The sequence below is a fragment of the Streptomyces sp. NPDC088097 genome, assembly GCF_044741845.1.
Taxonomy (GTDB): Bacteria; Actinomycetota; Actinomycetes; order Streptomycetales; family Streptomycetaceae; genus Streptomyces.
The window spans coordinates 127,689-147,022 of the sequence record NZ_JBIUTJ010000011.1 but is presented as its reverse complement, the minus strand read 5'-3'; the positions used below and the strand labels follow the sequence as shown (position 1 = coordinate 147,022).

Here is a 19,334-nt window from a genome sequence, read left to right as displayed (position 1 = left end):
GGCAACGCGGGCCGGGGTGGTTCCGAGGCGGTGGGACGCCTTCCGGAACGGTCTGGTGCGGGCTCCGGAGATGATCTCCGCGATGTGGGAAACCCGACGTCGCAGGTGGTGCGAGGGCGGGGCCAGACGGCCCCCACACCACTCTGCCCGGTGACCGCGAGGGGTCCGCCGAGGCATCCGGGCGGCAGAAACGGCACTTGTCGGGTTACCGTTCGAGTGGCCGTTGCGGTCTTGTGCCGTTTGACACGGGGGCGGGTTGTACCGTCACACTCCGCAGCGTCGCCGTACCGCGACCGAGTGCCGACCGGAGAGAAGAGCCAAGTTGTCCCCGACTAGCGAGACCGCAAAGGGCGGCCGCCGACTCGTCATCGTCGAGTCCCCTGCCAAGGCGAAGACGATCAAGGGCTACCTCGGCCCGGGATACGTCGTCGAGGCGAGCGTCGGGCACATCCGCGACCTCCCCAGCGGCGCGGCCGAGGTTCCCGACAAGTACACCGGCGAGGTCCGCCGTCTCGGAGTGGACGTCGAACACGACTTCCAGCCGATCTACGTCGTCAACGCGGACAAGAAGGCGCAGGTCCGCAAGCTCAAGGAGCTGCTGGCCGAGTCCGACGAACTCTTCCTCGCCACCGATGAGGACCGCGAGGGCGAAGCCATCGCGTGGCACCTGCAGGAAGTCCTCAAGCCCAAGGTCCCCGTCCACCGGATGGTCTTCCACGAGATCACCAAGGACGCGATCCGCGACGCCGTCGCCAACCCGCGCGAGCTCAACCAGCGCATGGTCGACGCCCAGGAGACCCGCCGCATCCTCGACCGCCTCTACGGCTACGAGGTCTCGCCGGTCCTGTGGAAGAAGGTCATGCCGAAGCTGTCGGCGGGCCGCGTGCAGTCGGTGGCCACCCGCATGGTCGTCGAGAAGGAGCGCGAGCGCATCGCCTTCCGCTCCGCCGAGTACTGGGACCTGACCGGCACCTTCGCCACCGGCCGCGCGGGCGACCCGTCCGACCCCTCCACGCTGGTCGCCCGCCTGAACTCGGTCGACGGCAAGCGCGTGGCCCAGGGCCGCGACTTCGGTTCGACCGGGAAGCTCAAGAGCGAGGTGCTGCACCTCGACGAGGCGGGCGCCCGCGAGCTGGCCGCCGCGCTGGAGGCGACCTCGTTCGCCGTCCGGTCGGTCGAGTCCAAGCCGTACCGCCGCTCCCCGTACGCCCCGTTCCGTACGACGACGCTCCAGCAGGAGGCCTCGCGCAAGCTCGGCTTCGGTGCGAAGGCGACCATGCAGGTGGCGCAGAAGCTGTACGAGAACGGCTTCATCACCTACATGCGTACGGACTCCACGACCCTGTCGGAAACCGCCGTGACGGCGGCCCGCGCGCAGGTCACGCAGCTCTACGGGTCCGAATACCTGCCGGAGAAGCCGCGTGTCTACACGGGCAAGGTCAAGAACGCCCAGGAGGCGCACGAGGCGATCCGCCCCTCGGGTGATCGTTTCCGCACTCCGGCCGAGACCGGCCTGACGGGCGACCAGTTCCGTCTGTACGAGCTGATCTGGAAGCGGACCGTCGCCTCCCAGATGAAGGACGCCGTCGGCAACTCGGTCACCGTCAAGATCGGCGGCCGGGCCTCGAACGGGCGCGACGCCGAATTCAGCGCCTCCGGCAAGACGATCACCTTCCACGGCTTCATGAAGGCCTACGTCGAGGGCGCGGACGACCCGAACGCCGAGCTCGACGACCGTGAGAAGCGGCTGCCGCAGGTCACCGAGGGCGACGCGCTGTCGGCCGAGGAGATCACCGTCGACGGCCACTCCACCAAGCCGCCGGCCCGCTACACCGAGGCCTCGCTGGTCAAGGAGCTGGAAGAGCGCGAGATCGGCCGCCCGTCGACGTACGCGTCGATCATCGGCACGATCCTCGACCGCGGCTACGTCTTCAAGAAGGGCACGGCGCTCGTCCCGTCCTTCCTCTCCTTCGCCGTGGTCAACCTGCTGGAGACGCACTTCGGCCGGCTCGTCGACTACGACTTCACCGCCAAGATGGAGGACGACCTCGACCGCATCGCGCGGGGCGAGGCCCAGTCCGTACCGTGGCTCAAGCGCTTCTACTTCGGCTCCGAGGAGGCCTCGGAGGTCGTACCGGCCAACGGTGACCACCTCGGCGGCCTGAAGGAACTGGTCACCGACCTGGGCGCGATCGACGCCCGGGAGATCTCCTCCTTCCCCGTCGGCGACGGGATCGTGCTGCGCGTCGGCCGCTACGGGCCGTACGTGGAGCGCGGCGAGAAGGACACCGAGGGCCACCAGCGGGCGGACGTGCCCGAGGACATGGCTCCGGACGAGCTGACGGTCGAGTACGCGGAGGAGCTGTTCGCGAAGCCGAGCGGTGAGTTCGAGCTGGGTCAGGACCCGATCAGCGGGAACCAGATCGTCGCGAAGGACGGTCGCTACGGGCCGTACGTGACGGAGATCCTTCCCGAGGGCACGCCGAAGACGGGGAAGAACGCGGTCAAGCCGCGGACGGCTTCCCTCTTCCAGTCGATGGCCCTGGACACGGTCACTCTCGACGACGCGCTCAAGCTGATGTCGCTGCCGCGCGTGGTCGGCGTGGACGCGGAGGGCGTGGAGATCACGGCCCAGAACGGTCGCTACGGTCCGTACCTGAAGAAGGGCACGGACTCGCGGTCGCTGGAGACCGAGGGTCAGCTCTTCTCGATCACCCTCGACGAGGCCCTGGCCATCTACGCGCAGCCCAAGCAGCGCGGGCGGGCCGCGGCCAAGCCCCCGCTCAAGGAGCTGGGCACGGACCCGATCAGCGAGAAGCCGGTGGTCGTCAAGGACGGCCGGTTCGGCCCGTACGTGACGGACGGCGAGACGAACGCGACGCTGCGCCGGGACGACGACGTCGAGACGATCACGCCGGAGCGGGGCTACGAGCTGCTCGCGGAGAAGCGGGCCAAGGGGCCGGCGAAGAAGACCGCGAAGAAGGCGCCCGCCAAGAAGGCCCCGGCGAAGAAGGCGACGGCGACGAAGACCGCCGCGGCCAAGAAGACGACGACGGCCAAGAAGACGGCCGCGAAGAAGACGACGACGGCTACGGCGACGACTACGGCGAAGAAGGCGGCGGCCAAGAAGACCGCTTCGGCGGCTTCGACCGAGGAGTAGTCGACGGGCGGGTGGTCGACGGCGGTCGGTCGCTTGCGGTGATCGGTTGCCTGCGGTGATCGGTCGCGATGGTGATCGGTCGCTCGTGGTGTTCGGTCGCTTGTGGTGGTCGGGCGCTTGTGGTGAGGGGAGGGCCCCGCGCGGATCGCGCGGGGCCCTCCCGCGTCGCCGGTGGCCGGCCGTTGTCCACAGGTGGGTTCCGGGTCACATCCGGGGTTGTCCACAGGCCCCCGCGCCTGCCAGGTACAGCGGATAGGCTGGGCGGATGACGCGAGCCGAGCAGCCGACGGTCGTGACCGCCTCCGAGAAGCCCACCTACGACGAAGCCCTGGCCGCGGACTCCCGCGAGCGAGCGGTGCGCGCCCTGCTGCGCACCCCCAGACTGCGTCGTCTGTGGAGCGCCCAGTTGGTCAGCGGCATCGGCGACGCCCTCGCCCTGCTGACCCTGGTGCTGCTGGCTCTCCAGGCGGCCGTGGCGGCCGATCCGGGAAGTCCGTTCGGCGGCGGCATCCGCGGTGTGGCCTTGGCCGTCGCCGCCGTGTTCGGGGTGCGGATCCTCGCCACCGTGCTGTTCGGGGCGGTTCTGCTCGGCCCACTGGCCAAGCTCACCGCCCCCGGCGGCACGCTCGACCGGCGCTGGACGATGGTGGGCGCCGACGGACTGCGGATAGCGCTCTTCGTCGTGGCACCGCTGTGGATCGACTGGATCCCGAACCAGGCCACGACCGCGCTGCTCGCCACCGTCTTCGTCTCCGGGGCCGCCGAGCGCGTGTGGACGCTGGCCAAGGAGAGCGCCGCCCCCGCGCTGCTGCCGGAGCCTCCGCCGGAGGGCGCGACCATACGGCCGCTCCCGGACCACCTCGACGCCCTGCGGCGCCTGACCCTGCGCACCGCCTTCGCGGCGGTCCCGATCGCGGCCGCCGCGCTGCTCGCCGCGAACCTCGTCGGGCGGGCCTTGGGCCTGGGCGTCGACTGGTTCGCCGAGAACGACGCGGCCCTGGGTTCGTACGTCGCCGCCGGACTGTTCGCCGCCTCCGTCTCGCTGCTGCTCCCCTTGACGCTGCCCGCGACCAAGACGCCGAGGCCGCGTTCCCCGCTGGAGGGGCTGCGCGCGCCCAAGTCGGGCGACCGTCCCGAGAGGGGCCGGACGGGCGCGATCCCGCTGTTCGTGCTCGCCTGCGCCGCCGTCGCCGGAGCCGTCGCGAGCGCGGCCTCCATCTCGGTCCTGCACGCCTTCGACCTGGGCGGCGGCCCGTCCGCCTACGCCCTGCTGGTGCTCGCCCTCGTCGGGGGCGCCGCTCTGGGCATCCGCGCCGTCCAGGCCGGGAAGGTGCTCCCCGGGCTGTCCCGGCGCCGTCTGTTGGCCCTGGCCATCGCGGTGGCCGGGCTCGCGCTGCTGCTGACCGGGCTCGTCCCGGACACGGCGACCGTGATCTTCCTGGCGCTGCTCGCGGGCACCGCCGCGGGCGTGGCCGCCAACACCGGACACACCCTGCTGGACCAGGAGACCGAGGAGTTCCGCCGGGCGAGGGTCACCGCGCACCTCCAGGCCGTGGTCCGGGTGGCCATCGCGGTGGGCGCCGTCGCGGCCCCGCTGCTGGCCGCCGTCATCGGCCCGCACCGGCTGGCCGGCGGCGACGTGGTCTTCTCGCACGGCGGCGCGGCCTTCACCCTGATGCTGGTGGGCGCGCTGTTGCTGCCGGTTTCCGTGGTGGTGCTGGCCAAGGCCGACGACCGGGGTGGCGTACCGCTGCGCCGCGACCTGCGCGAGGCGCTGCGCGGCGGGGAACCCAGCCAGGCCCCCTCCGCCACCGGGTTCTTCATCGCCCTGGAGGGCGGCGACGGAGCCGGCAAGTCCACCCAGGTGCAGGCGCTGGCCGAGTGGATACGGGGCAAGGGCCACGAGGTGGTCGTCACGCGGGAACCCGGCGCGACCCCGGTCGGCAAGAGGCTCCGTTCGATCCTGCTCGACATCTCCTCCGACGGACTGTCCAACCGCGCCGAGGCGCTGCTGTACGCCGCCGACCGCGCGGAGCACGTGGACACGGTGGTCCGGCCGGCGCTGGAGCGGGGCGCAGTGGTCATCTCCGACCGCTACATCGACTCCTCGGTGGCCTATCAGGGCGCCGGGCGCGACCTGTCCCCGACGGAGATCGCCCGTATCTCCCGCTGGGCCACGGACGGGCTCGTCCCGCACCTGACCGTGCTGCTCGACGTCTCCCCGGAGGCCGCCCGGGAGCGGTTCACCGAGGCCCCGGACCGGTTGGAGTCGGAGCCGACGGAGTTCCACCAGCGGGTGCGGGCCGGCTTCCTGACCCTCGCCGCGTCCGACCCCGGTCGCTACCTGGTGGTCGACGCCGGCCAGGACCCTGGTTCGGTGACCACCGTCGTACTGCACCGCCTGGACCGGATGCTCCCGCTCTCGGAGGCCGAGGTGGCGGCGCAGTTGGAGGCCCGCCGGCTCGCCGAGGAGGAAGCCCGGCGCAGGGCCGAGGAAGAGGCTGCCCGCAAGGCGGAGGAAGCCCGGCTGAAGGCCGAGGAAGAGGCCCGCTTGGTGCGGGAGGCCGAAGAGTCCCGGGTCAGGGCCGAGGCGGAGGCCGCTGAGGCGCGCCGGGTCGCGGAGGCCGAGGCCGCGCGCAAGGCGGAGGAGGAGCGGCTGCGCGCCGCGGAGGAGGCCCGGGTCCGGGCCGAGGCCGAGCGGCTGCGCGTCGAGGCCGAGGAGAGGGCGCGGGCCGTCGAGCGGGAGCGGCTGCGGCTGGAGGAGGAAGAGGCGGCCCGGCTGCGTGCCGAGGCCGAGGCGCGGCGGCTGGAGAAGCAGCGCCGGGCGGAGGAGGCCCTGCTGCGGGCGGAGGAGGCGCGCCGGCTGGCGGAGACCTCGGCGGCTGCGGCTGCCGCGGCCGCCGCGGCGTCGGGCACGGCTGCGGCGGGTACGGGTACGGGTACGGCTTCGGGTTCCGGAGCGGCTTCTGCTGCGGCGGAGGCTCCCGCTCCCAGGGTCGGGATGCGCAAGGCACCGCACCATCCGGACGACGCCCTCACCGTCGAGACCCCGGTGATCAAGCGGGTCGTACAGCCCGACGACGTCACGCAGACCGTTCCGGTGCCTGTGGTCGACCCCGCGGCGCGGGAGCGTGCGGCGGACGAGACGGCGGTGCTCCCGCCGGTCCGGCCCGAGGCCGGCCGCACGGCGCCCCCGGCCGGGGGACGTACCGGATCGGCGGAGCGGCCCACGGCCCGGCGCCAGGACGGGGAGCCGGCCGACCGGGTCCCGCCGGGCATCTTCCGGGACGCCGCCGGCAACGACGTGACCCGCGAGCTCCCGGTCCTCGGCGACGACGGCAGGCCGCGCAGGGCCCCGTCCGACTGGGCCGAGGCCACCCCGATGGACGACCTGCCGACCCTGGCCGACGAACTGCTGGGCTCGCGCCGGGACGACGAGGGCGACCAGGGCCACGAGGACGGCCCGCGCCGCCGTCGCTGACCGGTCCGCTGATCGGCCCGCCGGCCGGGATTGTCGGTGGCGGGCGCGACAATGGAGCAGGACACGCACACGGACAGTGAGAGGCGGTGGGCGGGATGCCCGTATGGGACGACCTGGTGGGACAGGAGCGCGTGCAGACGCAGCTCGCCGCCGCCGCCCGCGACGCCGACGCCCTGGTGACGGCCATCGCGGCGCGCACCCCGGCGCCCGCCGCCTCCAAGATGACGCACGCCTGGCTGTTCACCGGGCCGCCCGGCTCCGGTCGGGCCACGGCCGCCCGTGCCTTCGCCGCCGCCCTCCAGTGCGTCAGCCCGGACCGTGCCCTCGGCGGTGAGCCGGGGTGCGGATTCTGCGAGGGCTGCCACACCACGTTGGTCGGCACCCACTCCGACGTGGAGATCGTCCGCACCGACCTGCTGTCCATCGGTGTGAAGGAGACCCGGGACCTGGTGCGCCGGGCCCAGCTCTCGCCGGCCGTCGGCCGCTGGCAGGTCATCGTCCTGGAGGACGCCGACCGGCTCACCGAGGGCGCGGGCAACGTTCTGCTGAAGGCCGTGGAGGAGCCCGCTCCGAGGACGGTCTGGCTGCTGTGCTCGCCCTCCCTGGAGGACGTGCTGCCCACCATCCGCTCCCGCTGCCGGCACCTGACCCTGGGCACTCCGTCGGTGGCCGCCGTGGCCGACCTGCTGGTGCGCCGGGACGGCGTCGAGCCCGCCGCCGCCGCGAGCGCCGCCCGGGCGACCCAGGGCCACATCGACCGGGCCCGCCGGCTCGCCACCGACGAGAGTGCCCGCACCCGACGGTCCACCGTGCTCAGAATGCCGCTGCGCGTGGACGACGTCGGGGGCTGCCTCAAGGCCGCCCAGGAACTGGTCGACGCCGCCGCCGAGGACGCCAAGCAGATGGCGGAGGAGGTCGACTCCAAGGAGACCGAGGAGCTGAGGGCGGCGCTCGGTGCCGGAGCGGGCGCGGGAAGCCGTATGCCGCGCGGTACCGCGGGCGTGATGAAGGAGCTGGAGGACCGCCAGAAGCGTCGGCGCACGCGTACCCAGCGCGACAGCCTCGACTTGGCGCTGACCGACCTGACCGGCTTCTACCGCGACGTGCTGGCGCTGCAGCTCGGCTCCGCGCTGGCCATCGCCAACGAGGACGTACGCCAGGACCTCGACCGGATCGCCCGCGCCTCGGGCCCCGAGCGGACGCTGCGGCGCATCGAGGCGATCATCGCCTGCCGGGTCGCCCTCGACCGGAACGTGGCGCCGCTGCTCGCCGTCGAGGCCATGACGATGGCGCTGCGCGCGGGCTGACCGGAGCCGGCCGGGAGCCCGAGGGGATCGGCCTGCGGGCCGGCCACCGCTCGGGTTCATCCGTACGAGGGATCCGGCGCGCCCAACGGGACCGCTCGGGCCCGGCGGGGCGGCGGGTCGGGCCCCGGTCGGGGGACCGCCGCCCGATGCCCGTGCGCCGGACGCGGGCGCCGGGCAGGACGTAGTCTCCCCGCATGGACACCAGGAGCCTGCTGCGTACCACCGGCATCGTGATCGCGGCCGGCGGGCTGCTGCTCTCGGGCTGTACCTCCGGCGGCTCGGAGGCGGCCTCCGGTTCCGCCTCGGGCGCGGCCTCCGCCTCGCCGAGCCCCGTCCCGGCCGCGCTGCGCCCGTACTACGAGCAGAAGCTGACCTGGCGCGAGTGCGGTGTCGCCGGCTTCCAGTGCTCGACGATGAAGGCGCCGCTGGACTACGCGGATCCGGGCACCCCCGACTCGGCGAAGGCCATCGACATCGCGGTGTCCCGTCGCGTGGCCACCGGCCCGGGCAAGCGGCTCGGTTCCCTCGTGGTCAATCCGGGCGGGCCCGGCGGCTCCGGCATCGGCTACCTCCAGGCGTACGCGGGCATCGGTTACCCGGCCGGCGTGCGGGCCCAGTACGACATGGTCTCCTTCGATCCGCGCGGAGTGGAGCGCAGCAGCCCCGTCGAGTGCCTGAGCGGTCCCGAGATGGACCGCTTCACCCAGGTGGACCAGACCCCGGACGACACGGCGGAGCGGGCCCGGCTGGTGACCGCGTTCAAGGAGTTCGCGGCAGGCTGCCAGAAGAAGGCGCAGCGGGTGCTCCCGCACGTCTCCACCGTCGAGGCCGCCCGGGACATGGACCTGCTCCGCTCGGTCCTCGGGGACGAGAAGCTCAACTACGTCGGCGCCTCGTACGGGACCTTCCTCGGGGCGACGTACGCGGACCTCTTCCCAGGACGGGTGGGGCGGCTGGTGCTGGACGGGGCGATGGACCCCTCGCGGCCCGCCCTCGAACTCAACCGGGACCAGACGGCGGGCTTCGAGACGGCCTTCCGGTCCTTCGCGAAGGACTGCGCGTCGCAGCCGGACTGCCCGTTGGGCCAGGGCGATCCGGACGCGGTGGCGGAGCGCCTCAAGGAGTTCTTCGCCAAGCTGGACGCCCAGCCGATCCCCTCGGGCGATTCGGTGCGCCCGCTGGGCGAGTCCCTCGCGACGACCGGGGTGATCGCGGCCCTGTACGACGAGAGCGCCTGGCCCCAGCTGCGCACGTCCCTCACGGACGCGATGAACGGCGACGGCGCCGGGCTGCTGGCCCTCGCCGACAGCTACTACGAGCGGGCGCCGGACGGGAAGTACGCCAACCTGATGGCCGCGAACGCCGCCGTGAACTGCCTGGACCAGCCGCCGGCCTTCTCCGGCCCGGAGGCCGTGGACGCGGCCCTGCCCTCGTTCCAGAAGGCCTCCCCGGTGTTCGGCGCGGGCCTGGCCTGGGCCTCGCTGAACTGCGCGTACTGGCCGGTGAAGGCCACCGGCTCGGCGAAGCCCCTGGCGGCGAAGGGCGCTGCCCCGATCGTGGTGGTCGGCACGACCCGCGACCCGGCGACCCCGTACAAGTGGGCGCAGGGCCTGGCCGCACAGCTCGACTCGGGCACCCTGCTCACGTACGACGGCGACGGCCACACGGCGTACGGGCGCGGCAGCGACTGCGTGGACACCGCGATCAACCGCTACCTCCTCCAGGGCGCCCCCCCGCCGAAGAACAAGCGCTGCTGACCTCAGGAGACCCCGGTTCGGGGCACCCCTTCAAAGCCTGTAGACTTGGCGCCGCTGCTGATGAGAGCCTTCCTTCGCGGGAATTCTTGTCTCCCAGCGGTGCCGCCTTAGCTCAGCTGGCCAGAGCAACGCACTCGTAATGCGTAGGTCTCGGGTTCGAATCCCGAAGGCGGCTCTGTAGAACCCCCAGGACTCACTCGCCGTGACCTGGGGGTTTTGCTATTTCTGGGACCCCCGGCGTCGCCGCGCGCGGGCTGCCCGGTGTCGTCGGGCGCGGTGCGGGGAGCCGCGAACGCCTCGCCCTTCGGGGCCGGCCTCACGTACGAACTCCGGGGGACCCTTCGGGTCGGGCCGGGCGCCCGGTCGATAGGGGCTGCTGCTGCGGCTTCCGGGAGTGGCGGCCGCTCTTTTGCCGTTGTGGGGGTTCCCCGGCTGCCACGTTCCGTCAGCTTGCGCTGGGGGCGATCATGCTTCGTAGTGCACTGTGTGTCGGGTCAAATCTCCTTGTGCACAAAGGGAGTTCCGGTCTCTGGAGGTACGCAGCCCGGGTGGGCCGTCCGCGGACAGGGCTGAGCCCCAGGGCGCGGGGAGCGGGGCCTGGGGCTTGAGGGGAGGCGCGGGCGCGGTCGTGGCCGGGGCCGTTTGGGCGGTGCGGGCGGTCGCGTCGGTCAGGAGACCTCGGCGCGGTTGGCCTTGCCGATCAGGCCGTCGGTGTACGTCACCGTCTTCGGGGTGAAGACGCCCTTGCCGGTGATCGAACCCGTCACGTTCTCGCCCGGGGCGAGTTCGACCGTGTCGATCTGGTTCTCGTCGACGGCGAGTTCGGCCGTGTGCTTGGTCCCGTTGGTGTCGGTGATCGCGAAGTAGAGCGGGTTGACCGCGATCGGCTTCGACGAGTTGTTGGTGATCGTGACGGACACGCTCGTGTGGGCGTCGTCCGACGCGAGGATGCTCTTCTTGAACTCCGTCTTCTTCGCGACGACGTCGATGGCGGCCTTCTTCGCCGGTGCGGACGAGGACGGCTTGGACTCCGGGGTCTTCACCGGAGCGGAGGAAGCGGCCGCCGGCGGCGCGGGGTTCTTCGCCGTGTCGTCGCCGCTGTTTGCGCCGAAGACCGCACCGATGATGCCGAGCACCACGACGAGTCCGACGATGCCCAGGCACGAGAAGCCGACGATCTTCCCCGCGGAGGACTTGCGCGGCGGCTGCGGCGGCGGGTACCCGTACCCCGGCTGGGGCTGGCCGGGCGGCAGGTAGCCGTAGCCGGGCTGCTGGGGCTGGCCGGGCGGCAGGTAGCCGTAGCCGGGCTGCTGGGGCTGGCCGGGCGGCGGGTAGCCGTAGCCGGGTTGTTGGGGCTGGCCGGGCGGCGGGAATTGCTGGGACATGGAGGACCCCCCACGGGAACGGATGCGAATCCGGTCACCGTATGGGGACATCAGCCCCCAGGGGTGTCTATGTCCGAACCGTGATACGCGCCGACTCGCCCGGCGCGGCGACCCGCGGGGGCGAGGGGGAACGGAGCGGGAGGGGTTCGGGAACTCGGAGAGGGAGGGTCTGGGGAGTCGAAGGCCTGCCGATCGGGGAGGCCGTGGAGGAGGGGTTCCCGTGGCGAAGATCGTTCTGGTATCCGGCAGCACGCGTCGGGACTCGGTGAACGGGGCGGTGGTCGAGACCGTCCGCCACATCCTGGCGGGGCTGCCCGGTGGGCACGAGGCCGTGACGCTGTCCGTGGCGGAACTGCCGTTCTACGAGGCGGAGCTGGAGCGGGTCGACGGTTCGGCCGCGGTGCGCGAGGCCAAGGCGCTGGTCGCCGGCGCGGACGCGCTGTTCATCAGCACCCCCTCCTACAACGGCGAGATGCCCGGCGCGCTGAAGAACGCCCTGGACTGGCTGTCCCGGCCGGGCGGTGCGAGCCCGCTCGTCGGGAAGGTGACGGCCGTGGCCAGCGCCTCCCCGGGGGCGCGCGGCGGGCTGGACGCGCAGGCCGGGCTGGTCGGCGTACTCGGGCGCTGCGGCGCGCGGGTGGTCGAGCACGAGCCGGTCGCCGTGGGCGGTGCGGGTGGGCCGGCCGTCGAGGGCGGCCGGTTCACCGACCCGGACCTCGTGGCCCTGCTGGAGGGCCTGACCCTGGGCGTCCTCGCGGCCGTCGCCGACCGCGCCGGGGCGCTCGTCTGATGGCCGTCGACCCGCCCGGCCTGTTCCGGATCATGAAGGAGGACCTGGACGTGGTGGTGGCCCGGGACCCGTCCATGCGAAACCGCCGCGAGGCCCTGCTGCACGCGGCCCTGCCCGCGCTGTGGGCGCACCGGGTGGCGCACCGGCTGCACCGGCGCGGACTGCGGATGACGGCGCGGGCCATCGCCTGGTACGCCCGCCGCAGCACCGCGGTGGAGATCCACCCGGGCGCGGTGCTCGGCCGGCGGGTGTTCATCGACCACGGCGCGGCCGTGGTGATCGGTGAGACCGCGGTGGTCGGGGACGACGTGACCATCTACCACCAGGTGACGCTGGGCGCGGTCGGCTGGTGGAGCGACAACGAACGGCCCGAGGGCGCACGCCGTCACCCGGTCGTGGGCCGGCACGTCGTACTCGGTACGAACGCGACCGTGTTGGGGCCCGTCACCATCGGCGAGCACGCCGTCATCGGGGCGCAGGCCCTGGTGAACAAGGACGTGCCCGCGGGCGCCCGGGTGCTCGCCGCCACCGCCGTGATCAAGGTGGTCGGCTCGCAGCCGAAGCCCATGGAGGACCTGTACGCGGCGACCGCCTCCGCCGGGTCCTGGTAGTACCCCACCCCGTACTCCGCCCGTGCCCCACCCCCCTTCTCCTGCCGCCGGCGTACGCGCCGATCGTGCGACCTGACTTGTGAGGAACCAGACGTGGAAAGCCGTGAGACGCGCGCCATCGCCGACAGCATCGAGGACCTGGTCGGTTCGACCCCGTTGATCCGCCTGCGCTTCGAGGACACCGCCCCGGGCACCGAGGTGTTGGCCAAGCTGGAGTCGGCCAACCCGATGTCCAGCAGCAAGGACCGGGCCGCCCTGTACATGCTGCGGGCCGCCGAGCTGCGGGGCGACCTGACGCCCGGCAGCGGCACCGTCATCGAGGCGACGTCCGGCAACACCGGCATCTCGCTGGCCGCGTTCTCCGCTGCCCGCGGCTACCGCTGCGTGATCGTGCTGCCCGACAGCGCCACTTCCGAGCGGGTCGCCCTGCTCAAGGCGCTCGGCGCGGAGATCGTGCAGACCCCCCGCGAGGCGGGTTACCCCGGCGCGATCGCCAAGGCCGAGGAGCTGCACGCGGCCACCCCGGGCTCCTGGTTCCCCTGCCAGCACGAGAACCCCGACAACGTACGGGCCCACTACGAGACCACCGGGCCGGAGATCTGGACCGACACGGCCGGCCGCATCGACGTCCTGGTCTGCGGGGTCGGCACCGGCGGCACCCTCAGCGGCGCCGCGAAGTACCTGAAGGAGCAGGACCCGACGATCCGTGTCATCGCGGTCGAGCCGGAGAACTCCCCGGTCCTCTCCCAGGGCGTCGGCGGCCTGCACCGGATCCCCGGCCTCAACGGCGGGTTCGTCGCCCCCACCACCGACGTGTCCCTGATCGACCACGTGGTCACCGTCTCCGACGAGGACGCGATGGCCGCCGCCCGTGCGCTCGCCCGCCGCCAGGGCATCTTCGTCGGGGTCTCCTCCGGCGCCGTCGCCCACGCCTGCGCCCGACTGGCCGCGCACCCCGACTACATCGGCGCGTCGATCGTCACGGTGCTGCCCGACACGGGCGAGCGCTACCTGAGCCTGTGGGGCGAGGACGGCGCCGCCGGTGCCCCCGGTGCCTCCACCGCGGCCGGTGCCTCCACCGTCGCCCCCGTCACGTCCTGACACGTACGACCCCCGACCTCCCGCTCCCCCCAACTCCCACCCCCCACCCCCCACTCCGCAAAGGAACCCGACATGCCGGTGATCACCGTCGACTGGTGGCAGGGCAACGACCGCGCCCAGCGCACCCAGCTCGTCTCCGAACTGACCGAGACCGTCTCCCGGATCGCCCACTGCCCCCACGAGGCCGTGACCGTGATCGTCCGGGACGTGGAGCTGAGCCACTGGGGCAAGGGCGGCGTCCTCGCCGACCGCCTCGTCGGCGAGCCGGCGGACACCGGGGGCGGGGCGTGAACCTCCGGGAGCTGCACCCGAACATCAGGCTGAGGCTCGGGGTCGGCTTCGTCCAGAGGCTGCTCGGCATCATGCTGATGCCGCTCATGGTCATCCACCTGGCCGCGCTCTACGGCGCCGCGACGGCCGGCGTGCTCACCCTGGTCGTGGCGGTCTGCGGCATCGCCGCCAACTTCCTCGGCGGCCACCTCGCCGACGTCCACGGCCGAAAGCCGCCGATGGTGGTCGGCGAGATCGGGGCGACCCTGACCTTCGCCCTGCTCGCCCTGGCCAACTCGCCCTGGTGGCAGTCGGGAGCGGCGACCTTCGTCCTCTTCCTGCTCAACACCTGTCTGGCAAGCGCCGCCACCCCGGCCGCCGACGCGATGATGATCGACGTCTCCAGCCCGGAGAACCGCACGCTCGTCTACACGATCAACTACTGGTCGATCAACATGGCGTTCACCGCCGGCGCCCTGATCGGCGGGTTCTTCTACGGGGACCACTTCGCCCTCCTGCTGACTGCCGCGGCCGTGCTGTCCGCGCTCACCGCGCTGGTCACCTGGCGCTGGATCGCCGAGAGCGCCCCGGAATCCGCCAAGGAACGGGCGGCAGGTGTCCCGGCGATGGTCCGCGGCTACCTCGCGGTCGCCCGTGACGGAGTGTTCCTGCGGCTGATGGTCGCGGCGACCCTCACCCGGGCCGTCGAGGTCCAGATCGGCTACTACATCGCCGTCCGGCTCGCGGACGAGTTCCCCGAGCAGGCCCTGACCGGCCTGGAGCGGTGGTTCCCCGCCGTGGACGGTGTCGGGATGCTCGGCATCCTGAGGGCCGTGAACACCGCCCTGGTCGTGGCGCTCGCCCTGTTCGCGGGCAGCCTGTTCCACCGGCTGTCCCAGCGGGTCCGACTCCACGCGGGCCTCGCCGTCTTCACCGCCGGGTACATGGTCCTCGCCGTCAGCAACAGCGGCTGGATCCTGATCGCCGCCGCCGTCCTCATGACCCTGGGCGAGATCGCGAACGTCCCGGTCAAGCAGGCCATCCTGGCCGACCTCGTGGACCCGGCCGCCCGTACCAAGTACCTGGCCGCCTACGGGCTCAACGCCCGCGTCGGCCTGCTCGTCGGCTCGCTGTGCGTGACCGTGGGCGCCTTCCTGCCGCCGGTCGGCATGAGCCTCCTCTTCGGGGCCTTCGGCCTCGGCGCCATCCTCGTCTACCGCTCCCTGCTGCCGTTGTGCGAGACCCGCCGCGCGGCCGCCGAGGAGCCGGAGCCCGCGACCGCGGAGCCGGTCCGGAACGGAGCCACGTCATGACCCCCTTCCACAGCGCCGACCGGCTCCTCATGGTGATGCCGTACGAGCAGCTCGTCCGCAAGGCCGTGGACGCCGGCTTCCGGGTCTGGTCGATCTGGGACCCCGCGCTGCGCGGTGCCGACTACCTCGCCCAGGTCGCGGCACATTCCGAGGACCTGGCCCTGGTCGACTTCGAGGACGAGGCGGCGCTGCGCGCCCTGATCGCCCGTACGGCCCGGGAGAACGACATCCGGTACGTCCTGCACCTGGGCAGCGAGTCCAGCATGGCCCCCGTGCTCGCCGAGGCCGAGGCGCTCGGCCTGTCGCCGAACCGCGCCGAATCGGTCCGGCTGCTCAACGACAAGAACGCGATGCGCCGCCTGCTCAACCGCAATGGCGTCTCCGTGGTCCGCGCCCGGGAGGCCTCCCACCTCGCCGAGGTGGAGCCGCTGCTCACCGAGTTCGGCCTGCCGGCCGTCGTCAAGCCGGCCAATTCCGCCGGCAGCCGGGGGATCGCCCTGGTCCGTACGGCCGCCGACCTCACGGAGTGGACCGACCGGGTCAAGTCCGCCGGGATCGAGGGGCCGTTCATCATCGAGGACTTCCTGGAGGGGCCGGAGTTCAGCGTCGAGACCCTGACGGTCGACGGCATGCACCAGGTCGTCGGGATCACCGCCAAGCAGACCGGTGGGCCGCCCGGGTTCGTCGAGACCGGACACGTCCACCCGGCCCCGCTCCCGCTGGTCGACGAGGGCGCCATCCGCTCCACCGTCACCGCCCTGCTCGACCTCGCGGGCTACGAGTTCGGCCCCGCGCACACCGAGGTGATCCTCACCCCGGCGGGCCCGCGCATCGTGGAGTCCCAGGCCCGTCTCGGCGGCGACCGGATCCCGTTGCTCGTGGAGGTCGCCACCGGCTTCGACCTGGAGGCCGCGATCTTCCGGGCGCTGGCCGGCGAGGACGTCACGGCGCCCGCGCCCCACCGCTACGCCTCCGTGGGCTTCTTCCGGCTGCCCGCCGGGCGACTGGAATCCGTCGCCGGGCTCGATGCGCTGGCCGCCGAAGAGCACGTGCACGCCGTCCACTTCCCGTACGCGCCGGGTGACCTGCTGCCGCACACCACCGACTCGGGCAGTCGCCACGGCTACGCGGTCGTCGACGCCCCGAGCCCCGGCGAGGCCGCCGAACGGATCGCCGCCGCCCACGCCGCGCTGCGCGCCACGACCACCCCCACCCCGAAGGAAGCACCCTGATGACCGCGCAGACCGCGCAGACCGCGGACCGGACGATGCTGCTCGTCGGCGGCACGGACCAGCACCTGGAGCGGGCCAAGGCCCTCGGCGTCCGCGTGGTGCTGCTCCAACACCCCGACAAGATCAACGCGTTCCAGACCGGCACGGCCGACGCCCTGTTGATGGTCGACTACACCGACTGGGACACCGTACGGCCCCTCGCCGAGGCCGCCCGTGAGGTCTGGGCCTTCGACGCCGTCGTCTCGCTCACCGAGGGCGGACTCGACATCGCGGCCCGCCTCAACGAGCACTTCGGCTTCCCCGGGACTCGCCCCGAGGTCAGTCGACGGCTGCGCAACAAGGCCCTGATGCGGCAACACCTCCGCGACCGGGGCGCATCGACGATGCACTGGGACCGGGTCACCGACCGGGAGTCGCTGGAGGACTTCGCCCGACTGGCGGGCTTCCCCTTCATCGTCAAGCCCACCGACGCCACCGCGAGCTTCGGCCTGATCCGGGTCGCCGACGCGGGCGCGCTCGACGCGGCGTGGGAGCGGATCGAGGAACTGCGCGGACGGCGCACCGACCGCGGCTCGACCCTCTTCACCGTCCACGAGTTCCTGATGGAGTCCTACCTCGACGGCCCCGAGTTCAGCGTGGAGGCCTTCAGTTTCGCCGGTCGGCACGTGGTGGTCGCGGTGACCGAGAAGCTCGTCGACGACAGCCACTTCGCCGAGCTGGGCCACGCCCTGCCCGCCAGACTGGCGCCCGAGGCGCACGCCCGGATCACCTCCGCCGTCACCGGGTTCCTCGACGCGATGGGCGTGGCGGACGGGCCCAGCCACACCGAGCTGCGCCTCGGCTCCCGGGGCCCCGCGGTCATCGAGTCCCACAACCGGGTCGGCGGCGGCCACATCAACGAGCTGGTCGAGGCCGCCTACGGCATCGACCTCATCGGCTACGGCGTGGCCTGGCCGATGGGTCTGGTCGAGGCGCTCCCGGAGCCTCCGGCGGCCCGCGCCGGGGCCTGCACCCGCTTCGTGCTCCGCGATCCCGGCACGGTCACGGCCGTCTCGGGCGTGGAGGAGATCGCCGCCCGGGCCGACGTGCTCGCGGTGGAGGTCTCCGTACGGCCCGGCGATCCGGTCCGCCCGCTGCGCGACAACTGGGACCGGCTGGGCTTCGCGGCGGTGACCGCCGCAGACACCGACGCGGCGATCGCCCTCTGCGAGCGGCTCACCGGCGAGATCCGGATCGACGTGGCTCCCCACGCACCCGACGGGGCCGCCGGCCCCGACCGGTCGGCCGTCGCCACGCACGACATGGAGGTGGCGGCATGACCGCCCTCGTACTGCACCGCTTCCCGCTGGAGCCCTTCCCGTACGACCGCTGGCTGGCGGAGCTGGACGGCGGGGTGGTGATGATCGCGGCCCGCGACAAGATCCTGGCGGGCGGCGAGCGGCTTCCGGACGGGAACGGCGGCTACCGTCACTTGGAGCTGGTGGACACCTTCGACGACGAGGAACTCGTCGACCGGCTGGCCCGCGACCTCGCCCACGAGCACCGGGTCACGCACGTGATCGCGCACCACGAGGCGGACCTGATCCGGGCGGCCGGACTGCGCGAGAAGTTCGGCTTGGCGGGCCAGCTCCCCGCCGGGGTCATGGCCTTTCGGGACAAGGTCCTGATGAAGCGGAAGCTGGCGGAGGCCGGCATCGAGGTCGCCCCGCACACGCTTCCCGCGACGGCCGACGAGGTACGGGACTTCGCGGCGGAGCACGGCCTGCCGCTGGTCTTCAAGGCCCGCGACGGCTTCGGCTCGATCGGGCTGCGGATCGTCCGGACCGGGGAGGAGCTGGAGCGGCAGCTCGCCGAGGCCTTCGCGCCCGGCGCCGGGCCCCGCGAGGACCTGCTGCTGGAGGCGTACGTACCGGGGCGGATGTGCCACGTGGACGGTGTGGTCGCGGGGGGCCGCACCGTCATGGCCTGGCCGTCCCAGTACCAGTACGACCTCTCCTCCTTCCAGGCCGACGGCGGCGCCCGGGTGGACCTCACCCTGGACCCCTCGGACCCGCTGACGCCTCGGCTGCTGGAGCTGACGGAGCGGGCGCTGGAGGCGCTGGAGGGTCCGGTGGACCACGCCTTCCACGCGGAGGTCTTCCACACCCCGGACGACCGCCTCGTGGTGTGCGAGGTCGCGGCCCGCCCGGCGGGCGCCCGGATCCGGGACGTGCTGACCGCCGTCTTCGGGACGCACCCGGTGGAGCTGGCCGCGCGGGCCCACACGGGGCTGCGGCTACCGGCCCTGGAGGCCCTGCCCGAGGGCCGGGAGCGGCTGGAACCGGTCCGGATGGCGGGGCAGGTGCTGATGATGAAGCGGCCCGGAACCGTCCGCGCTATTCCGGCCACCCCGGAGGAACCGTGGGTGGAGTTCTACGGGGTCTTCGCGGAGCCGGGCGAGGTCATCGGCGAGGCGGCGATCTCCTCGGACTTCCTGGCGGCGGCGGTGCTGTCGGCGACGACGCGGGAGGAGTGCGAGCGCAGGCTGCGGGCGTTGGGGGGCCGTTTCGAGACGGAGATCGTGATTGATTGAGTCATTGGTCTGAATTTGTTGTAAAGCGGCTGCTCAACGAGCGGACAGAACCTGGTTCCCGGTTCGTTCCCGCTGTAGCGTCCGAGCGCGGTATCGCGGAGGGAGTCGTTGGGGAACGGCTCCGGGGAATCTCTGGGTGTCGCAAGCAGCACGCACGACAGCACGGGACCAACGGGGCGGGGAACAAGAAAAATGCGCAGCAAGCTGGCCGGAATCGTCGGAATCATCGCACTGGGCCTGGCGGTCGTCGCCGGAGTCACGGCCGACCCGGGAACGGTCCCCGCGAACGTGCAGTACGTCCAGGCGGACGGCAAGGGCCCGGCCGGCCCGGTGCCCGCCCCCGGCAACTGATCAC

14 protein-coding genes and 1 tRNA gene are annotated in these 19,334 nt (G+C 72.7%); 14 read left to right on the top strand and 1 reads right to left on the bottom strand.

Annotation, left to right across the window (positions count from 1 at the left end):
• The first annotated feature begins 322 nt into the window (after nucleotides 1-322).
• The 5 genes from topA to ACIOD1_RS26455 all read left to right on the top strand — a co-directional run bounded on the left by topA (nucleotide 323) and on the right by ACIOD1_RS26455 (nucleotide 9,880).
• Nucleotides 323-3,160, top strand: a complete 2,838-nt coding sequence (gene topA, locus ACIOD1_RS26475; protein ID WP_365615470.1) for a type I DNA topoisomerase — start codon at nucleotides 323-325, stop codon at nucleotides 3,158-3,160.
• Between the two features lie 265 nt (nucleotides 3,161-3,425).
• On the top strand, nucleotides 3,426-6,641 hold the full coding sequence (gene tmk / locus ACIOD1_RS26470) for a dTMP kinase (RefSeq protein ID WP_401905013.1): 3,216 nt from the start codon (nucleotides 3,426-3,428) through the stop codon (nucleotides 6,639-6,641).
• 95 nt (nucleotides 6,642-6,736) lie between these two features.
• Nucleotides 6,737-7,948, top strand: coding sequence for a DNA polymerase III subunit delta' (locus ACIOD1_RS26465; RefSeq protein WP_365615464.1), 1,212 nt, complete (start codon nucleotides 6,737-6,739; stop codon nucleotides 7,946-7,948).
• Between the two features lie 194 nt (nucleotides 7,949-8,142).
• Entirely contained in the window at nucleotides 8,143-9,705 is a 1,563-nt protein-coding gene (locus ACIOD1_RS26460) for an alpha/beta hydrolase (protein ID WP_401905010.1), read from the top strand.
• A gap of 101 nt (nucleotides 9,706-9,806) precedes the next feature.
• Nucleotides 9,807-9,880: transfer RNA gene (locus ACIOD1_RS26455), tRNA-Thr, on the top strand.
• A gap of 493 nt (nucleotides 9,881-10,373) precedes the next feature.
• Here the strand turns inward: ACIOD1_RS26455 and ACIOD1_RS26450 are convergent.
• Nucleotides 10,374-11,090: a DUF4352 domain-containing protein gene (locus tag ACIOD1_RS26450; protein WP_365615434.1), complete on the bottom strand. Its 717-nt coding sequence runs from the start codon at nucleotides 11,088-11,090 to the stop codon at nucleotides 10,374-10,376.
• Between the two features lie 220 nt (nucleotides 11,091-11,310).
• Here ACIOD1_RS26450 and ACIOD1_RS26445 point away from each other — a divergent pair, with 220 nt between their 5' ends.
• The 9 genes from ACIOD1_RS26445 (at nucleotide 11,311) to ACIOD1_RS26405 (ending at nucleotide 19,330) form a co-directional block, all read left to right on the top strand.
• Nucleotides 11,311-11,880, top strand: a complete 570-nt coding sequence (locus tag ACIOD1_RS26445) for an NADPH-dependent FMN reductase (RefSeq protein WP_401905007.1) — start codon at nucleotides 11,311-11,313, stop codon at nucleotides 11,878-11,880.
• Nucleotides 11,880-12,491, top strand: coding sequence for a serine O-acetyltransferase EpsC (gene epsC / locus ACIOD1_RS26440; RefSeq protein ID WP_365615428.1), 612 nt, complete (start codon nucleotides 11,880-11,882; stop codon nucleotides 12,489-12,491). The genes ACIOD1_RS26445 and epsC overlap by 1 nt, the downstream gene beginning before the upstream one ends.
• A gap of 93 nt (nucleotides 12,492-12,584) precedes the next feature.
• Complete coding sequence (locus ACIOD1_RS26435) at nucleotides 12,585-13,592, top strand: cysteine synthase family protein (RefSeq protein WP_365615425.1); 1,008 nt, start codon at nucleotides 12,585-12,587, stop codon at nucleotides 13,590-13,592.
• Between the two features lie 72 nt (nucleotides 13,593-13,664).
• Nucleotides 13,665-13,883 carry a 4-oxalocrotonate tautomerase family protein gene (locus ACIOD1_RS26430; protein WP_365615422.1) on the top strand — a complete coding sequence of 73 codons (219 nt, stop codon included), beginning with the start codon at nucleotides 13,665-13,667 and terminating at the stop codon, nucleotides 13,881-13,883.
• On the top strand, nucleotides 13,880-15,175 hold the full coding sequence (locus tag ACIOD1_RS26425; RefSeq protein WP_365615419.1) for an MFS transporter: 1,296 nt from the start codon (nucleotides 13,880-13,882) through the stop codon (nucleotides 15,173-15,175). Before ACIOD1_RS26430 ends, ACIOD1_RS26425 begins: the two co-directional genes overlap by 4 nt.
• Nucleotides 15,172-16,407: an ATP-grasp domain-containing protein gene (locus tag ACIOD1_RS26420; protein ID WP_365615416.1), complete on the top strand. Its 1,236-nt coding sequence runs from the start codon at nucleotides 15,172-15,174 to the stop codon at nucleotides 16,405-16,407. The genes ACIOD1_RS26425 and ACIOD1_RS26420 overlap by 4 nt, the downstream gene beginning before the upstream one ends.
• Nucleotides 16,407-17,726 (top strand): ATP-grasp domain-containing protein, encoded by a 1,320-nt coding sequence (locus ACIOD1_RS26415; RefSeq protein WP_401905002.1) that lies wholly within the window; start codon nucleotides 16,407-16,409, stop codon nucleotides 17,724-17,726. The genes ACIOD1_RS26420 and ACIOD1_RS26415 overlap by 1 nt, the downstream gene beginning before the upstream one ends.
• A complete protein-coding gene (locus ACIOD1_RS26410; RefSeq protein ID WP_401904999.1) occupies nucleotides 17,723-18,979 on the top strand; it encodes a hypothetical protein in 1,257 nt (418 codons plus the stop codon). The genes ACIOD1_RS26415 and ACIOD1_RS26410 overlap by 4 nt, the downstream gene beginning before the upstream one ends.
• 192 nt (nucleotides 18,980-19,171) lie before the next feature.
• Nucleotides 19,172-19,330, top strand: a complete 159-nt coding sequence (locus tag ACIOD1_RS26405) for a hypothetical protein (protein ID WP_365615407.1) — start codon at nucleotides 19,172-19,174, stop codon at nucleotides 19,328-19,330.
• The last annotated feature ends 4 nt before the right edge of the window (nucleotides 19,331-19,334 follow it).